This is a genomic window from Streptomyces sp. NPDC007025, from assembly GCF_042869455.1.
In the GTDB taxonomy this organism is placed as follows: domain Bacteria; phylum Actinomycetota; class Actinomycetes; order Streptomycetales; family Streptomycetaceae; genus Streptomyces.
This window is the reverse complement of sequence record NZ_JBIAFT010000001.1, coordinates 501,017-516,558: the sequence shown is the minus strand read 5'-3', so window position 1 is coordinate 516,558 and position 15,542 is coordinate 501,017. Positions and strand designations below refer to the sequence as shown.

13 protein-coding genes are annotated in these 15,542 nt (G+C 72.8%); 6 read left to right on the top strand and 7 right to left on the bottom strand.

Features of this window, described 5'->3' with window-relative positions:
• Positions 1-11 precede the first annotated feature (11 nt).
• The 4 genes from ACFYMO_RS02135 to ACFYMO_RS02120 are packed head-to-tail and all read right to left on the bottom strand — an operon-like array spanning position 12 to position 4,330.
• Positions 12-791 (bottom strand): CDP-alcohol phosphatidyltransferase family protein, encoded by a 780-nt coding sequence (locus ACFYMO_RS02135; RefSeq protein WP_388543564.1) that lies wholly within the window; start codon positions 789-791, stop codon positions 12-14.
• On the bottom strand, positions 769-1,833 hold the full coding sequence (locus tag ACFYMO_RS02130; protein ID WP_019358592.1) for an iron-containing alcohol dehydrogenase family protein: 1,065 nt from the start codon (positions 1,831-1,833) through the stop codon (positions 769-771). Before ACFYMO_RS02130 ends, ACFYMO_RS02135 begins: the two co-directional genes overlap by 23 nt.
• A complete protein-coding gene (locus tag ACFYMO_RS02125; RefSeq protein ID WP_276476954.1) occupies positions 1,821-2,558 on the bottom strand; it encodes a phosphocholine cytidylyltransferase family protein in 738 nt (245 codons plus the stop codon). The genes ACFYMO_RS02130 and ACFYMO_RS02125 overlap by 13 nt, the downstream gene beginning before the upstream one ends.
• Positions 2,555-4,330, bottom strand: a complete 1,776-nt coding sequence (locus ACFYMO_RS02120) for a DUF5941 domain-containing protein (RefSeq protein WP_388543776.1) — start codon at positions 4,328-4,330, stop codon at positions 2,555-2,557. The genes ACFYMO_RS02125 and ACFYMO_RS02120 overlap by 4 nt, the downstream gene beginning before the upstream one ends.
• 239 nt (positions 4,331-4,569) lie before the next feature.
• Here ACFYMO_RS02120 and galE point away from each other — a divergent pair, with 239 nt between their 5' ends.
• Positions 4,570-5,574, top strand: coding sequence for a UDP-glucose 4-epimerase GalE (galE, locus tag ACFYMO_RS02115; protein WP_366770743.1), 1,005 nt, complete (start codon positions 4,570-4,572; stop codon positions 5,572-5,574).
• Positions 5,575-5,711: 137 nt separating this feature from the next.
• Complete coding sequence (gene idi / locus ACFYMO_RS02110; protein ID WP_366770744.1) at positions 5,712-6,272, top strand: isopentenyl-diphosphate Delta-isomerase; 561 nt, start codon at positions 5,712-5,714, stop codon at positions 6,270-6,272.
• A gap of 134 nt (positions 6,273-6,406) precedes the next feature.
• Here the strand turns inward: idi and ACFYMO_RS02105 are convergent, their stop codons facing one another.
• A complete protein-coding gene (locus ACFYMO_RS02105; RefSeq protein WP_366770934.1) occupies positions 6,407-6,889 on the bottom strand; it encodes an ATP-binding protein in 483 nt (160 codons plus the stop codon).
• Between the two features lie 394 nt (positions 6,890-7,283).
• Between ACFYMO_RS02105 and ACFYMO_RS02100 the strand changes: the two genes are divergently transcribed.
• From ACFYMO_RS02100 to ACFYMO_RS02090, 3 genes are all read left to right on the top strand, one after another.
• A complete protein-coding gene (locus tag ACFYMO_RS02100; RefSeq protein WP_366770745.1) occupies positions 7,284-8,093 on the top strand; it encodes an enoyl-CoA hydratase/isomerase family protein in 810 nt (269 codons plus the stop codon).
• Between the two features lie 218 nt (positions 8,094-8,311).
• A complete protein-coding gene (locus ACFYMO_RS02095) occupies positions 8,312-9,184 on the top strand; it encodes a hypothetical protein (RefSeq protein ID WP_366770746.1) in 873 nt (290 codons plus the stop codon).
• A 138-nt stretch (positions 9,185-9,322) separates the two neighbouring features.
• Positions 9,323-11,704: a Tex family protein gene (locus tag ACFYMO_RS02090; protein WP_366770747.1), complete on the top strand. Its 2,382-nt coding sequence runs from the start codon at positions 9,323-9,325 to the stop codon at positions 11,702-11,704.
• Between the two features lie 88 nt (positions 11,705-11,792).
• Here the strand turns inward: ACFYMO_RS02090 and ACFYMO_RS02085 are convergent, their stop codons facing one another.
• On the bottom strand, positions 11,793-12,854 hold the full coding sequence (locus tag ACFYMO_RS02085) for a hypothetical protein (protein WP_366770748.1): 1,062 nt from the start codon (positions 12,852-12,854) through the stop codon (positions 11,793-11,795).
• Between the two features lie 73 nt (positions 12,855-12,927).
• Positions 12,928-13,617: a nitroreductase family protein gene (locus ACFYMO_RS02080; RefSeq protein WP_366770749.1), complete on the bottom strand. Its 690-nt coding sequence runs from the start codon at positions 13,615-13,617 to the stop codon at positions 12,928-12,930.
• A 280-nt stretch (positions 13,618-13,897) separates the two neighbouring features.
• On the opposite strand from ACFYMO_RS02080, the gene ACFYMO_RS02075 reads away from it, so the two are divergent.
• Positions 13,898-15,538: an ABC-F family ATP-binding cassette domain-containing protein gene (locus ACFYMO_RS02075; protein WP_388543560.1), complete on the top strand. Its 1,641-nt coding sequence runs from the start codon at positions 13,898-13,900 to the stop codon at positions 15,536-15,538.
• The last annotated feature ends 4 nt before the right edge of the window (positions 15,539-15,542 follow it).

The window sequence follows — 15,542 nt, the reverse complement described above, 5'->3', positions numbered from 1 at the left end:
CCCGCCCCCCGTCACTTCAGCCTGCTCGAGGCCAGGATGGACACCAGGTGCAGCAGCGTCTGGAGCACCGCGATGGCGGCGAGGACCGCGACGCCGAGCCGGGTGAAGAACAGGTCGCCCCGGATCTGGTCCACGATCGCGACCACCAGGATCAGCAGCGAGGCCTCGATCCCCAGCACCAGCCGGTGGAACTTGAGCGCGGCCGCCGCCCGGCGCGCCAGCGCGAGACCCGAGGAGCGCGGCTCGGCGGCCGACTCCTGGACCGGCGGCAGCCCGCCCTGGTGCCGGGCGACCCCGACCAGGTCGGACTCCGCCTTGATCAGGATGGCGCCGAGTGCGGCCAGCGTGCCGAGGAAGGCCCACAGCCAGTCGATCCGGCCGCCACCCCACAGGTCGGCGGCGCGCAGCCCGAAGCCGACCAGCACCGCGGCGTCGCACAGGTAGGCTCCGACCCGGTCCAGGTACACCCCGCCCAGCGAGAACTGCTGCTTCCAGCGGGCCACCTCTCCGTCGACGCAGTCCAGCAGCAGGTAGAGCTGGACCATGGCCACGCCCAGGACCGCGCCGGCGACCCCCGGGAGCAGCAGCGCGGGCAGCGCCAGCACCCCGGCGAGGGTCATCACGTAGGTCAGCTGGTTGGGGGTGACCCGGGTGTTCACCAGATGCCGGTCGATGCGCAGCGAGAGCTCGCGCATGTAGAGCCGGCCGGCCCAGTGCTCGCCGCTCCGCCGGTCCTTCACCCCGGCGGGGTGAACGACCGGCCGGAGCTCAGCTACCGATGGTTTGTGCATAGTCCGCGTACGCGTCCCTGATCTGGTCGGTGGACAGGTCGAGGTGTTCCAGGATCGTGTACCGCCCGGGGCGGGTCTGCGGCGCGTACGCGACGGCCTCGACGAACTCGTCGGGGTCGAAGCCGATGTCGGCGGGCAGCACCGGCAGCTCGTGCCGCCGCAGCACCTCGACCATCAGCTTGGCCGTGTCCTTGTCCCCGCGCAGATAGGTCGCGAAAGCCGCGCCCAGACCGCACTGCTCGCCGTGCGGGGCGGCCCGCCGCGGGTACAGCAGGTCGAAGGCGTGGTTGATCTCGTGGCAGGCGCCGGACGCGGGGCGGCTGTCCCCGGCGACCGACATCGAGATGCCGGTGAGCACCAGTCCCTCGGCCAGCACCTGGAGGAAACCGTCGTCGCTGACGTCCCCCGGGTGGTGCAGGATCGCCTCGCCGGCCTGCCGGGCCATGGCCGCGGCCAGTCCGTCGATGTCCTCGCCGCGGACTTCGTGCCCCAGCTCCCAGTCCTTGACGGCCGAGATGTTGGAGATGACGTCACCGATGCCGGAGCGGATGTAGCGCTCCGGTGCCTCGCGGATCACGTCGAGATCGATGACGACGGCGATCGGGTTGGGCACCCCGTAGGAGCCGCGGCCCGCGTCGTTGTCGAGAGTGGCGACCGGGGAGCACAGACCGTCGTGCGACAGGTTCGTCGCGACCGCCACCAGCGGCAGCCCGATGCGGGCCGCAGCGTACTTCGCACAGTCGATGATCTTGCCGCCGCCGAGCCCGACCACCGCGTCGTAGCGGCCGGAGGACTTCATGGCGTCGGCGAGCTCGACCGCGTCGTCGATGGTGCCGCCGCCCACCTCGTACCAGGAGGCGTTCGGCAGCAGCGGGGCGAACCTCTCGCGCAGCGCGGCCCCGGAGCCGCCGCTGATGGCGAAGGCGAGCTTGCCGTTGGTGGAGATCCGCTGATCGGCCAACAGGCCCGCCAGGTCGTCCAGTGCGCCGCGGCTGATGTCCACGACGACCGGCGACGGAATGAGGCGGGTCAGTACTGGCATGCGATCTCCCGGCCCTTGGCGAGGTCGTCGTGGTTGTCGATCTCGACCCACTTGACATCGCCGATCGGGGCGATGTCGACCTTGAAGCCGCGGTTGACCAGCTCCTGGTAGCCGTCCTCGTAGTAGAGCTGCGGGTCGCGCTCGAAGGTGGCCTTCAGCGCGTCGGCCAGCTCGGCGCCCGCCTCCGGCTCGATCAGGGTGAGCCCGATGTACTCGCCGGTGGCCTCGGCGGGGTCCATCAGCTTGGTGATGCGCTGGACGCCCTTGGCCGGATCGACGACGACCTTCATCTCCTCGTCGGCGAGGTCCTTGACCGTGTCCAGGGCGAGGATGATCCGCTTGCCGTCGCCGCGCGCCTCCAGCAGCGTCTTCTCCACGGAGACGGGGTGCACGGTGTCGCCGTTGGCCAGCAGCACGCCCTCCTTGAAGACCTCGCGGGCGCAGTAGAGGGAGTAGGCGTTGTTCCACTCCTCGGCCTTGTCGTTGTCGATCAGGCGGAGCGTGACGCCGTGCTTGGCCTCCAGCTCGGCCTGCCGTTCGTAGACGGCCTCCTTGCGGTAGCCCACCACGACCGCGACGTCGGTGAGACCGACCTGGGCGAAGTTGGCCAGGGCGATGTCGAGCACGGTGGTGTCGCCGTCCACGGGCACCAGGGCCTTGGGCAGGGTGTCGGTGTAGGGGCGCAGACGCCGTCCGGCGCCGGCAGCCAGCACGAGGCCGATCATGCGGGTTCTCCTGTTTCGTCGTGTACTGCGGGTGCTTGCGACGACACCCAGAATCGGATGCTCTCGACGAGCACCACGGCCGCGATGACCACGGCGAGCGTGGTCAGCGCGAAGGTGAAGCCTTGGGTGCGACCGCCGTCGCCGAGCTGGAGGGCCGCGGCGACGGTGACCAGCAGGGTCCGTCCTTCGTGTCCCCCGACCGCCCGCACCAGCCAGTGCGGGGGCGCTCCGGTGCCACCGCGGATGCGGTACACCGTGTCGTAGTGATGGTAGGCCAGAGCCGCCACCAGCCCGAACGCCGCGGGGAGCGTGCCGTCGGTGTCGGCGCGGGCGGCGAGGACCAGGATCGTGCCGTATTCCGCGATACGGAAAATCGGGGGGAGCAGCCAGTCCAGCGGGCCCTTGAGCGGCCGGGCGAGGGCGACCCCCGCGCACAGCGCGTAGCAGGCCGCGGCGGCCACCGGCCAGGCGCTGCCGAGCGGCGCGGCCCACGCGGTGGCGAGGATCACCGCACTGCCCAGGAGAGCGACGGCCGGCACCCCGAGCCGGGGCAGCGGCAGCGGCCGCAGCAGCCGGCCGGCGAGCTCGGCGAGCGGGCCGCTGTCGGTGAGCGCGCGCACGCCCTCGGCGGCACGGTCGGTGCGCGCCCTGCGGTGCAGGGAGCGCAGCAGTCGGCCCGCGGTGGTGTAGCAGGCGGCGAGCGAGCCCGCGACCAGCAGCACGACGAAGGTGATGCGGGGCGTGGTGGCCGCGGTCAGCACGGCGATGAGGGCCCAGCGCTCCCCGATGGGCAGCACGATCATCCGCCGGGCCCACACGGTCCAGCCCGCGCTGTCCAGTTTGCTGGAGAGCGCCGCGGTGCGGCTGGTGTTCCCGGTGACGTCGTGGCTGGCCTCGTTGAAGGAGAAGTCGACCGTGTGCCGCGCGGTCATCAGCAGCATGGCCCCGAGTGCCAGGGCCCACACGTCGTCGCCGCCCCGCGCGGCGCCCAGGGCCAGGCCCGCGTAGTAGGAGTACTCCTTGGCCCGGTCGAAGGTGGCGTCCAGCCAGGCGCCGAGCGTGGAGTACTGCAGGTCGTAGCGAGCGAGCTGGCCGTCCGTCGCGTCCAGGACGAACGAGGCGATCAGCAGCACACCGGCCGCCACGAAGCCCCAGCGCTCCCCACTGGCTGCGCAGCCGGCGGCGATCAGCGCGGTGATCAGCGAGGCCGTGGTGACCTGGTTGGGGGTCAGCCCCCGGCGGGCGCACCAGCGTGCCAGGTAGCGCGAGTACGGGCTGATGCAGAAGGTGGTGAAGAAGCCGTCGCGGGACTTGACCGCGGAACGCAGCCGGACCGCCTCGCCGTCGACCGCGGCGACGGCCTGTTCGGCCTCGGCACGGGCCGCGTCGTCGGCGGGCACGGTGGCCACGAGCGTGCCCAGCTCGGGCCGGTGCACCTGGACTCCGGCCGCCTCCAGCGCCTCGGTCACCGCCTGCGGTCCGCCGCCCGGATCCCGGGGCAGCGCGTGCCGGGCCTCGGGGCCCACGGCGAGCACTCCGGGCAGGGCCCCGGCCGCGAAGCGCGGGTCCCGCAGGGCCAGCCGCAGCGCGTGGGTGTGGCCGACGAAGCGGGGGTCGATCAGGGCGACCCGCTCGTCAGCAGTGGTGGCGGCCAGTTCCGTGCCGATTGCGGTCGGACCGGAGGCCGCGCGCACCTCGAAGCCGAGCGAGCGCAGGTCGGCCTCGAGCGACGATCCGGCGACCGGCGGACCGGTGAGGATGGCGGTCGACAGAACGAACTCACTCCTTGGAAGCTGGCAGGCCCGCGCGGGAATGGGGGACAACCGGGGCAGCGGGCAGCGTGCGCCGTCACCCGGAAGGGGTCGGCGGCACGTCGGCAGAGAGTATCGGATCGCCGGAAGGAGCCTTCACCGAGCGTTCACCGCCCCGGTGTTGTCCGGCGGGCGCCCGTGCGCCCCCAGCATGGTGGATCATGGGTTCCGGCCACAACCGGGGCCGATAGGGTTCGGGCATGACGTGGTTGATCACAGGCGGTGCGGGCTACATCGGCGCGCACGTCGCACGGGCCCTGACGGCGGCCGGTGAGCGAGTCGTCGCACTGGACGACCTGTCCACCGGACTGGCCGGGCGGTTGCCCGCCGAGGTGCCACTGGTGCGCGGCTCGGTACTGGACCGCCGGCTGCTGGACCGGACCCTGGCCGAGCACGGGGTGCGCGGTGTGATCCATCTCGCTGCCAAGAAGCAGGTGGGCGAGTCGGTCGAGCAGCCGCTGACCTACTACGAGGAGAATCTGCACGGCCTCGTCACACTGCTGGGCGCCGTGGTGGACGCGGGGGTGCGCGGCTTCGTCTTCTCCTCCTCCGCCGCCGTGTACGGGATGCCGGACGTGGACCTGGTCACCGAGCAGACTCCCACGGTGCCGATGAACCCCTACGGCGAGACCAAACTGGCCGGCGAGTGGCTGGTGCGGGCGACGGGGCGGACCCACGGGCTGTCCACCGCCTGCCTGCGCTACTTCAACGTCGCCGGGGCCGCGCGGCCCGAACTCTCCGACACCGGCGTCTTCAACATCGTCCCCATGTTCTTCGACGCGCTGACCCGCGGCGAACCGCCCAGGATCTTCGGCGACGACTATCCCACCCCGGACGGCACCTGCGTGCGGGACTACATCCATGTGCAGGATCTGGCCCAGGCCCATGTCGCGGCGGCGCGTGCGACGGTGGGCGACGGCCCGCGGCCGGGTGGGGGCGGCGATCTGACGCTGAACGTCGGCACCGGCTCGGGGGTCTCGGTGCGGGAGATGGCCGATCTCGTCGCCGAGGTCACCGGCGGGCGGGGGCCGGTGCCCCGGGTGGTGCCGCGCCGCCCCGGTGATCCGGCGCGGGTGGTGGCCTCGGCGGAGCGGATCCGCGAGGAACTGGGCTGGGAGCCCCGCCACGGGGTGCGCGAGATGGTCGTCTCGGCATGGGAGGGCTGGCTGCTGCACCATCCGGAGGCGCATCCGACGACGACCTGACGGTCGGATCGTCACCGATCAGCACTGGTGGGCATAAACGCGCACATTGCAGGCAGTATCGCGCAGAATGCGGAATTACCGCGTCGACTGCGGCACACTGGACCCGCTGCCCACCCGGCCCACCCCGAAGGATCACCATGGCGAACAGCTCAGCCGCCCCGATCATGCTCGAACTGGTAGACGAGGACGGGACGACGATCGGCACCGCGGAGAAGCTCTCCGCCCATGTGGCCCCCGGGCGGCTGCACCGCGCCTTCTCCGTCTTCCTCTTCGACGAGGAGGGGCGGCTGCTGCTGCAACGGCGGGCACTGGGCAAGTACCACTCCCCGGGCGTGTGGTCCAACACCTGCTGCGGGCACCCGTATCCGGGCGAACCGCCGTTCGCCGCCGCGGCCCGGCGGGTCGGCGAGGAACTCGGGGTGGCACCCGCGCTGCTGCGGGAGGCGGGCACCGTCCGCTACAACCATCCGGATCCCGCGTCGGGGCTGGTGGAGCAGGAGTTCAACCACCTGTTCGTCGGACTGCTGCGGGAGGAGCCCCGGCCGGATCCGGCGGAGATCTCCGAAACCGCCTTTGTGACGTGGGACGAACTGGAGAAGCGACACGCCGTCGACACCTTCTCCACCTGGTTCATGACCGTGCTGGACGCGGCGCGTCCGGCGATCCGCGCGGTGACGGGCGGCGCCGGGAGCTGGTGACCCGGCGGGCCGGGTCGGGCGGCACGGCCCCGAGAGACCCGGCATTCGGACCGCCGGGGGCCGCGACCCGCCGACCGGCCGTGGCGGGCTCCCCGGCGGAAGGCCCGACCCGCGGCCACCGCACGGCGGACTCCTCAGCGGGAGCGGGGCTCCCCGGCATCCGCCGCCGCGGGGCACAGCGGCAGCGCGGCCCAGACGACCTTGCCGCCGGCGTCCGTCTGCTCCACGTCACAGCGGCCGCCCGCCTCCGCGGTGAGCGCCTTGACCAGCAGCAGGCCGCGACCGCCCGTGTGCTCCCGGAACGGCTCGGCCTCCAGCGCCTTGGGCCGGTAGGGATGGCCGTCCTCCACCGCCACCCGGAGCCAGCCGCCGCCCAGTGCGACCTCGACGGTGATGTCGGGCGAGAGGAGCGCCGCGTGCTGCACGGCGTTGGTGACCAGCTCCGAGAGGATCAGCAACACCCCCTGGAGCACATCCTCCGGCACCCGGGCCGGCCGACGCTCGAGCAGTTCGCGCACGGCATGCCGCAGCCCGGGCACCGAGGGCGCGGCCGTCGGCGCCGTGAACCGCCAGCTCCCCTCCCCCGACGGCCCGGAGGGGCCGAGGCGCCCGGACACCGACGGGGCCCCGTGGACGCATCCGAGTGTCCCGGGCTCGGCCCGGTACTGCCGCTCCGGGCGCAGCCGCGGGGGCAGCACGGCGGCAGCCGCGGGCACCGCCGCAGCCGCAGCACCGCACGCCGCGCCCAGGGGGCCGAGCGCCTCCCCGGCCTGTGGAGCCTCGTCGACAACTCCGGACAGCTGCCCGCCGCGGCTCTCCATCTCCGCACCCACTCTCCTGCTCGGTACCTGGTGTACTTGCAGATGTACTTGCATTGCATGGTGGTACCGCGCGGTGCAGACCAGAGCGGGTGACCGTAACTTGGCACATATCGATGGCATTTGACAGAAGAATTACGCCAGCAGGCAGCTCGGTGACAGAACCTGACGCTTCCTGGATACGATCACGCTCATGGAGCCGACCCTGCGCACCGCCCGCGACCAGGGCGTCGCGACCGTCACCATCGACCGCCCGGCCAAGCGCAACGCCATGACCCCCGCCATGTGGCGCGGGCTGGCCGGGCTGCTCGCGGAGCTCGCCGCCGACCCGGACGTACGGGTCCTGGTGCTGACCGGGGCGCAGCGCACCTTCTGCGCGGGGGCGGACATCGGCACCCTGCGGGACGCGGCCCGTGCCGGGGAGCCCGGGCCGGGACAGCCGGAGAGCGAGGGAGCCGGCGGCGCGGCCCGCGCACAGCAGACCCTCGCCGTCGCCGCGGAGGAGGCCCTCGCCGCCTTCCCCAAGCCCACACTGGCGGCCGTGCACGGACACTGCGTCGGCGGCGGCTGCCAGCTCGCCGCCGCCTGCGACCTGCGGTTCGCCGCGCACGACGCGCTCTTCGGGATCACCCCGGCCAAGCTGGGCATCGTCTATCCGGCCTCCTCGACCGAGCGCCTGGTGCGCCTGGTGGGACCGGCCACCGCCAAGTTCCTGCTCTACTCGGGAGAGCTGATCGACGCGGAGCGGGCACTGCGCACCGGACTGGTCGACGAGGTGCACCGCGGGGAGGAACTCGACAAAAGAGTCGCCGAGTTCGCGCGGACCCTCACCGCACGCTCCGCGCTGACCCAGGCGGCCGCCAAGGACTTCGCGGACGGGCGCACCGGCCCCGACCGGGTCGGGCACTGGCAGCGCGAGGCGGCGGCGAGCGGCGACGCGGCCGAGGGCGTGGCCGCCTTCCTGGAGCGGCGCGCCCCGCACTTCGGCATCCCGCGGCACTGAAGCGGGACCGGCACCGCACCGGACCGCCGGGTACGCGCCACCGCGGGCGGCGGCGCCGCGTCCGGGCGGCCGGGACCGCGCGGGGACACCGCCCGGAGGTGGGCCCGGCACCCGCCGTGCCCACCCGGCGGGCGCGGCGTCCGAAGGCCGGGCGGCGGGTCCGGAGCCGCCGGTTCCCCGCCCTTCAAGTCGTCCGTACCGACCGGTAGCGTACGGGCATGACGCCACTTCCCGAACGCGCCGGGCGGCGCTGCCACAACGCCCTGAACGCCCTGCACTCCGCGCTCTACTTCTCACCCGCGCTGGGGAAGGAACTCTCGCCCTACGGCATCGACGACCCGCGCGCGATCAACCTGTCCTCGCGGTCCGCGCCGCTGGGCGCGGTGGGCGCGGGCGCGGTGACGGCCACCTTCTACAACTACAGCCACGCGCTGGTCGCACGGTTCGTACCCGCGGTGTGGGACGCCGCCTCGCCGGAGACCGTCCTGGCCGCGCGGCTGCGCGCGGCCGACACGATGCTGCGGCACCTGCTGGGCGAGGAGGCCGTCCGCTCGGCGGAGATGACCGAGGCCGCCCGGCTGGCGCTGCGCGCCGCCGAGGGGTGCACCCGCTCCGGACGGCCGCTGCACGCCGCCAACGCGGACCTTCCGGTCCCCCCGCTCGACGACTCGCCGCACCTGGCGCTGTGGCACGCGGCGACGCTGCTGCGCGAGCACCGCGGGGACGGCCACATCGCCGTACTGCAGAACGCCGAACTCGACGCGCTGGAAGCGCTGGTCAGCCACACCGCCAGCGGACACGGGATGAACCCCACATGGGTGATGAGCACCCGCGGCTACAACGAGCAGGACTGGACCGCGGCGCAGCAGCGGCTGACCGGACGCGGGCTGCTGGACGGCGAGGGCGAGCTGACCGAGCGGGGCGCCGAGCTGCGCAAGCACCTCGAGGAGGAGACCGACCGGCTGGATCGCCGCCCCTACGAACTGCTGGGCGCCGAGGGCGTGGCCCGGCTGACCGAGCTGGCGGGCGGATTCACGCAGACCGCGATCGGGGCGGGTGCGTTCCCCGCTGACCTGCTCGGCAAGGGCTGAGCCGCGGCGGCCCGGCGCGGGCGGCGGCCGCCCCGCGGGGCCCGCCGTCCCGCCCGCCTGCACGGGCCTGTCGGACACGCCTGCCACAATGCATGCCTACCGGGGGACAACAGCACCGAGAAGGCGGAACGAACCATCGTGACGACGACGATCGAAGGCAGGATCGCCGAGGAACTCGGCGTACGCGAGCGGCAGGTCCGCGCCGCAGTCGAGCTGCTCGACGGCGGGTCGACCGTGCCGTTCATCGCGCGCTACCGCAAGGAAGCGACCGAGACGCTCGACGACGCGCAGTTGCGCTCCCTGGAGGAGCGGCTGCGCTATCTGCGGGAGCTGGAGGAGCGGCGCGCGTCGATCCTGGAGTCCGTGCGCGGCCAGGGGAAGCTCACCGACGAACTCGCGGAGCAGATCCGGGCCGCCGATTCCAAAGCGCGCCTGGAGGACATCTACCTGCCCTACAAGCCCAAGCGGCGCACGAAGGCGCAGATCGCCCGCGAGGCGGGCCTCGAACCGCTCGCCGAGGGGCTGCTCGCGGATCCGTCGGTGGAGCCGCCGGCCGCTGCCGCCGCCTTCGTCGACGCCGACAAGGGCGTCGCGGACGCCGCCGCGGCCCTGGAGGGCGCGCGCGCCATCCTCGCCGAGCGCTTCAGCGAGGACGCCGACCTGATCGGCGAGCTGCGCGAGCGCATGTGGGGGCAGGGCCGGCTGGCCGCCCGGGTGCGGGAGGGCAAGGAGGAGCAGGGCGCCAAGTTCGCCGACTACTTCGACTTCTCCGAGAGCTTCACCGAGTTGCCCTCGCACCGGATCCTGGCAATGCTGCGGGCCGAGAAGGAGGAAGTGCTCGACCTCACGATGGAGCCCGAGCCGGCCGGAGCGGAGCAGGAGGGCCAAAGCTCCTACGAGCGTTCGGTCGCGCACCGCTTCGGCGTGCGCGACGAGGGCCGCCCGGCGGACCCGTGGCTGGCGGAGACGGTGCGCTGGGCGTGGCGTACCCGGATCCTGGTGCACCTGGGCATCGATCTGCGCACCCGGCTGCGCGCCGCGGCCGAGGACGAGGCGGTGCGGGTCTTCGCGACCAACCTGCGCGATCTGCTGCTGGCCGCTCCCGCCGGGACCCGTGCCACCCTCGGCCTGGACCCGGGGCTGCGGACGGGCGTGAAGGTGGCCGTGATCGACGCTACGGGCAAGGTCGCCGCCACGGACACGGTCTATCCGCACGCGCCGCAGAAGCAGTGGGACGAGGCGCTGGCGAAGCTGGCCGCGCTCGCCGAGGCGCACCAGGTGGAGCTGGTCGCGATCGGGAACGGCACCGCCTCCCGCGAGACGGACAAGCTGGCCGGTGAGCTGGTCGCCGCGAAGCCCGAGCTGAAGCTGACCAAGGTGATGGTCTCGGAGGCGGGTGCCTCGGTCTACTCCGCCTCGGCCTACGCCTCGCAGGAGCTGCCCGAGCTGGACGTGTCGCTGCGCGGGGCGGTCTCCATCGCCCGCCGGCTGCAGGATCCGCTGGCCGAACTGGTGAAGATCGACCCGAAGTCCATCGGCGTGGGCCAGTACCAGCACGATCTGTCCGAGGTGAAGCTGTCGCGCTCGCTGGACGCCGTGGTGGAGGACTGCGTGAACGGCGTCGGGGTGGACGTCAACACGGCTTCCGCTCCGCTGCTCTCCCGGGTGTCGGGGATCGGCTCGGTGCTGGCCGAGAACATCGTGGCGCACCGGGACGCGCACGGCCCGTTCAAGGGCCGCCAGGAGCTCAAGGACGTCTCCCGGCTCGGCCCCAAGGCGTTCGAGCAGTGCGCGGGCTTCCTGCGCATCCGCGGCGGCGACCCGCTGGACGCCTCGGCGGTGCACCCGGAGGCGTATCCGGTGGTCCGCGGGATGGTCGCCAGGGCGGGCACCGACGTGCCGTCGCTGATCGGCAACGCGAAGGCGCTGCGGGCGCTGGACCCGCAGGAGTTCGTGGACGGCTCGTTCGGGCTGCCCACCGTCACCGACATCCTGCGCGAGCTGGAGAAGCCGGGCCGCGACCCGCGGCCCGCGTTCCGCACGGCGAGCTTCAAGGAGGGGGTCGAGAAGCTCGGTGACCTCTCCGCCGGCATGGTGCTGGAGGGCGTGGTCACCAACGTCGCGGCGTTCGGCGCCTTCGTGGACGTCGGTGTGCACCAGGATGGTCTGGTGCACGTCTCGGCGATGTCGAAGACGTTCGTGAAGGACCCGCGCGACGTGGTCAAGCCCGGCGACATCGTCCGGGTGCGGGTACTGGAGGTCGACGCGGCGCGGAAGCGGATCTCGCTCACCCTGCGGCTGGACGACGAGCCCGGGACCGGCGGGGGCGGCGGTGCCCGGCGCGGCGGCCGGGACCGGCGCCGCGACGGCTCCGGCAAGGCCCCCGCGGGTGCCCCGCGGCAGCGGCAGGGTTCGCCCAAGGGCGGCTCGGGCGGCAAGCGCCGGGGCCAGGGCGCGCCGGCTCCGGCGCCGAACAACAGCGAGATGGCCGAAGCGCTCCGCCGCGCGGGCCTGGCCTGACCGGCCCGGTGCCCCGTGCTCCCGCAGGTGCGGCGGGAGCACGGGGCGCTCCGGCGGGCCACGGGCGCACCACGGCAGCGGGCGCGGCTCAGGTGCCGGTGCCGGGCATGCGGCCGTTCCGGTCGGAGCCCGCGGCGGCGCCCGTCATGTCGTATTCGGTGCCGAGGAGCTTGGGATCGCCCTTGGGTGGCAGGTAGGCACTGGACAGGTGCAGCCAGTCCACGAAGAAGGAGGGCGCCGAGGAGTCGCCCACGTAGACCTTCATCGAGTCGGACGGGTGGATGGTGGCGGTCACCTGTGTGCCCCGGTCGTGTTCGCGGATTCCGGTGCTGAAGACGGCGAACACACCGCCGTCCGCGGTGCGGAGCGCGTGGATCTTCTCGTGCGTGGGCTCGCCCCGGCTGAACACCGCCTCGCCGTGCGGGTTCAGCAGCTCGTTCTGCCGGCCGGGAATCTTGCGGAGCGACTCGGTGGTCTTCGAGGTGCGGAATCCGCCCCGGGCGGAGCCCTGCTCGGTGTAGAGCTCGAGCAGTTTGCCGGACAGTGAGTCGGGGGAAAGCGCCCCGGCCTTCTTGGACGTGTCGGAGACGGCCTCGGCGAACCCCTTCTCGTCCTCGGCGAGCCGCGGCAGCCACGTGGACTGGCTGTAGCTGCCGGCGACCATCTTCCAGTCGCCGCCCTGCTTCTCCATGATCAGGATGCCCGGGTACTTGCCCTTCTTCTTCTCGCCCGTGTTCTTGGAGTACGCCACCATGGCGAACCAGTCGGCGGTGCCCTTGCGGGGAAGGTAGAACTTCCGGTCGACGTAGTGGAACGGCTTGCGGTAGTCGGCCCGCTCCGCTGCCGTCCAGTTCTTCTGCATCTTGTAGGTGGCCTTGCTCTGCTCGAAGACCGCCCCGCCCTCCACCGTGGAGAGCAGCCGGGGATCGGATTTCTTGTTGGCCTCGTTGTTCACCTTCTCGTAGTGGTCGACCAGCTTCCCGGCCTGTGCCCGGTTGACGACGCCGACCGCGGGCGTGTGTTCCTTCTTGTCCGCCGGCCCGGCCGAGGATGCCGCCGCACCCGTCCCCGAGCCGCTGCACCCCGCCACCATGAGGAGCAGACCGCTCGCGCAGGCCATGCCCGAGATCCCCCGTACCGCGTTGTTCATCGCACGCTCCCGTTGTCACTGTTGTGCGCTGGGAGTATGTCGGGTCAACCGCCCGGCGGGGGCGGCGGGGTGCTCACAATCGCACCAGCACCTCGTCCAACTGCTTGCGCTCCAGGTCGGGTACCCGGGCGCCGGGGGCCGGGTAGCCGACCGGGATGACGTAGGCGCCGCGCTCCTCGGCCGGGCGGTCGCAGATCTCGTTGAGGAAGCGCATCGGGCTGGGCGTGTGGGTGAGCGTGGCCAGCCCCGCCTGGTGGAGTGAGGCGAGCAGGAAGCCGACGGCGATGCCGACGGACTCCTTGGTGTAGTAGGGGCGCGGGGTGTGCGGCCCCTTGTGCACCTCGAAGACGACGAGGACGGCGGGCGCGGTCTCCAGGAACGGCTTGTGCTCGTCGGTGCCGAGCGGGGCGAGCGCCTCCAGCCACTCGCCCGAGGCGCGGCGCCCGTAGAAGGCGCGCTCCTCCTCCTCGGCGGCGGCGCGCAGCCGCCGCTTGCGCTCGAGGTCGGTGAGGACGACGAACCGCCAGGGCTGGACGTGCGCCCCGCTGGGGGCGGTCGCGGCGGTGCGGACCGCCAACTCCAGGACTCCGTCGGGCACCGGCCGGTCGTCGAAGTCGCGGACGGTGCGGCGGCGCGCCATGATCTCGTGGAACGACCTGGCACGCTCCTGCGCCTGCGGGGCGGGGACGTCCAGCGGCCGGAGCGGAACCGTGGGGAGCCGGCTCGGACCGGAAGCGGGACTGGGCTCACTGGTACGGACCATGCCCGCAGCACAGCACATCGCGGCGCGCGGAAAAAGGCTTGCGGCACCGGAAGCGGGAACGTAACGTCTTGGGCGGTTCTGTTGTCGTCGTGAGGAGAGGCCGTTGCGTATCTGAGGTCTGAGACACCGTGTGCCCTGTCTGTGTGCCACGAGTGCGACCTCGGAAGCGAGTCGGCCGACTGCTGCCCCTCACCTCTTCTGATCCCCGTCCCGGTGTATCCGTCCGGGCCCGGTGTCTCCATGTTGCTCATCCCCACCGTGATGCGACCAGGAGGCCCCTGTGACCACTTCCGCACCTTCCCTCATCTGCTCCCGGCTGACCTTCTCCTGGCCGGACGGCACTCCGCTGCTGACCGATTTCGACCTGTCCGTCGGGCCCGGGCGCACCGGCCTGATCGGGCTCAACGGCACCGGGAAGTCCACCCTGCTGCGGCTGCTGGCGGGTGAACTGCGGCCGGACGCGGGAAACGTCACGGTCCGGGGCGAGGTGGGCTACCTGCCGCAGAACCTCACCCTGGACACCTCCCTGCGGGCGGACGAGGCGCTGGGGGTCGCCCGCGCCCGCGCCGCGCTGCACGCCATCGAGTCGGGAGACGTGGGCGAGGAGCAGTTCGCCGCCGTCGGCGACGACTGGGACGTCGAGGAGCGTGCCCGGGCGACGCTGGACCAGCTCGGTCTGAGCCACATCGGGCTCGACCACACCATCGGTGAGATGTCCGGCGGCGAGTCGGTACTGCTGCGGCTGGCCGCTCTGCTGCTGGCCGGGCCGGACGTCCTGCTGCTGGACGAGCCGACCAACAACCTCGACCGGACGGCCCGCCGCCGGCTGCACGAGGCGGTCTCCTCGTTCCGGGGCGTGCTCGTCGTGGTCAGCCACGACCGCGAACTGCTGTCGCTGGTCGACCGGATCGCCGACCTGCGCGGCGGTGAGGTGACCTGGTACGGCGGCGATCTGGAGGCGTACGAGGCCGCTGTCGCCGCCGAACAGCAGGCGGCCGAGCGGATGGTGCGCGCGGCCGAGACCGATGTGCGGCGCCAGCGGCGGGAGCTGGCCGAGGCACGGATGAAGCTGGCCCGGCGGGCGCAGTACGGCAGCAAGCAGGCCGCGGCCGGGAGCGAGCCGAAGATCCTGCTGGGCGCCCGCAAGCGGCAGGCGCAGGAGACGGCGGGCAAGCACCGCCTGCTGCACGAGCAGCGGCTGGACGAGGCGCGGCAGCAGTTGGAGGAGGCGTCCGAGCGGGTTCGGGACGACTCGGCGATCCGCGTCGACCTGCCCTCGACCGCGGTGCCGCGCGGACGGCGGGTCCTCGAGCTGCGGGAGGTGGAACTGCGGCACGGCCCCCGGGCCGACCTCGACGTGCACGGGCCGGACCGGATCGCGCTCGTCGGGCCGAACGGTGCGGGCAAGACGACGCTGCTGCGGACCCTGGCCGGGCAGCTCCCGCCCGTCGCGGGCGAGGTGCACACGCATGTGCCGCTGCGCTACCTGCCGCAGCGGCTGACCGTGCTCGACGACCGGCTGTCCGTCGTGGAGAACGTCGCGCGTTCGGCGCCGCAGGCCACCAACCAGCAGATCCGCGCCCGGCTCGCGCGGTTCCTGCTGCGCGGCAAGCGGGCCGACCGCGCGGTGGGCACGCTCTCGGGCGGCGAGCGCTTCCGGGCCGCGCTCGCCGCCGTCCTGCTGGCGGATCCGGCGCCCCAGTTGCTGATGCTGGACGAGCCGACCAACAATCTGGACGAGTCCAGCGTGCGGCAGTTGCGGGACGCGCTGACGGCGTACGAGGGTGCTCTGCTGATCGCCAGCCACGACCTCCCGTTCCTGGAGGAACTGGGCATCACCCGCTGGCTGGGGCTGCGGGACGGCGCGCTGCTGGAGGCCGCTCCGCAGGAACTCGGCCTCCTGCCCGCGGAGGGCGACTGACCGG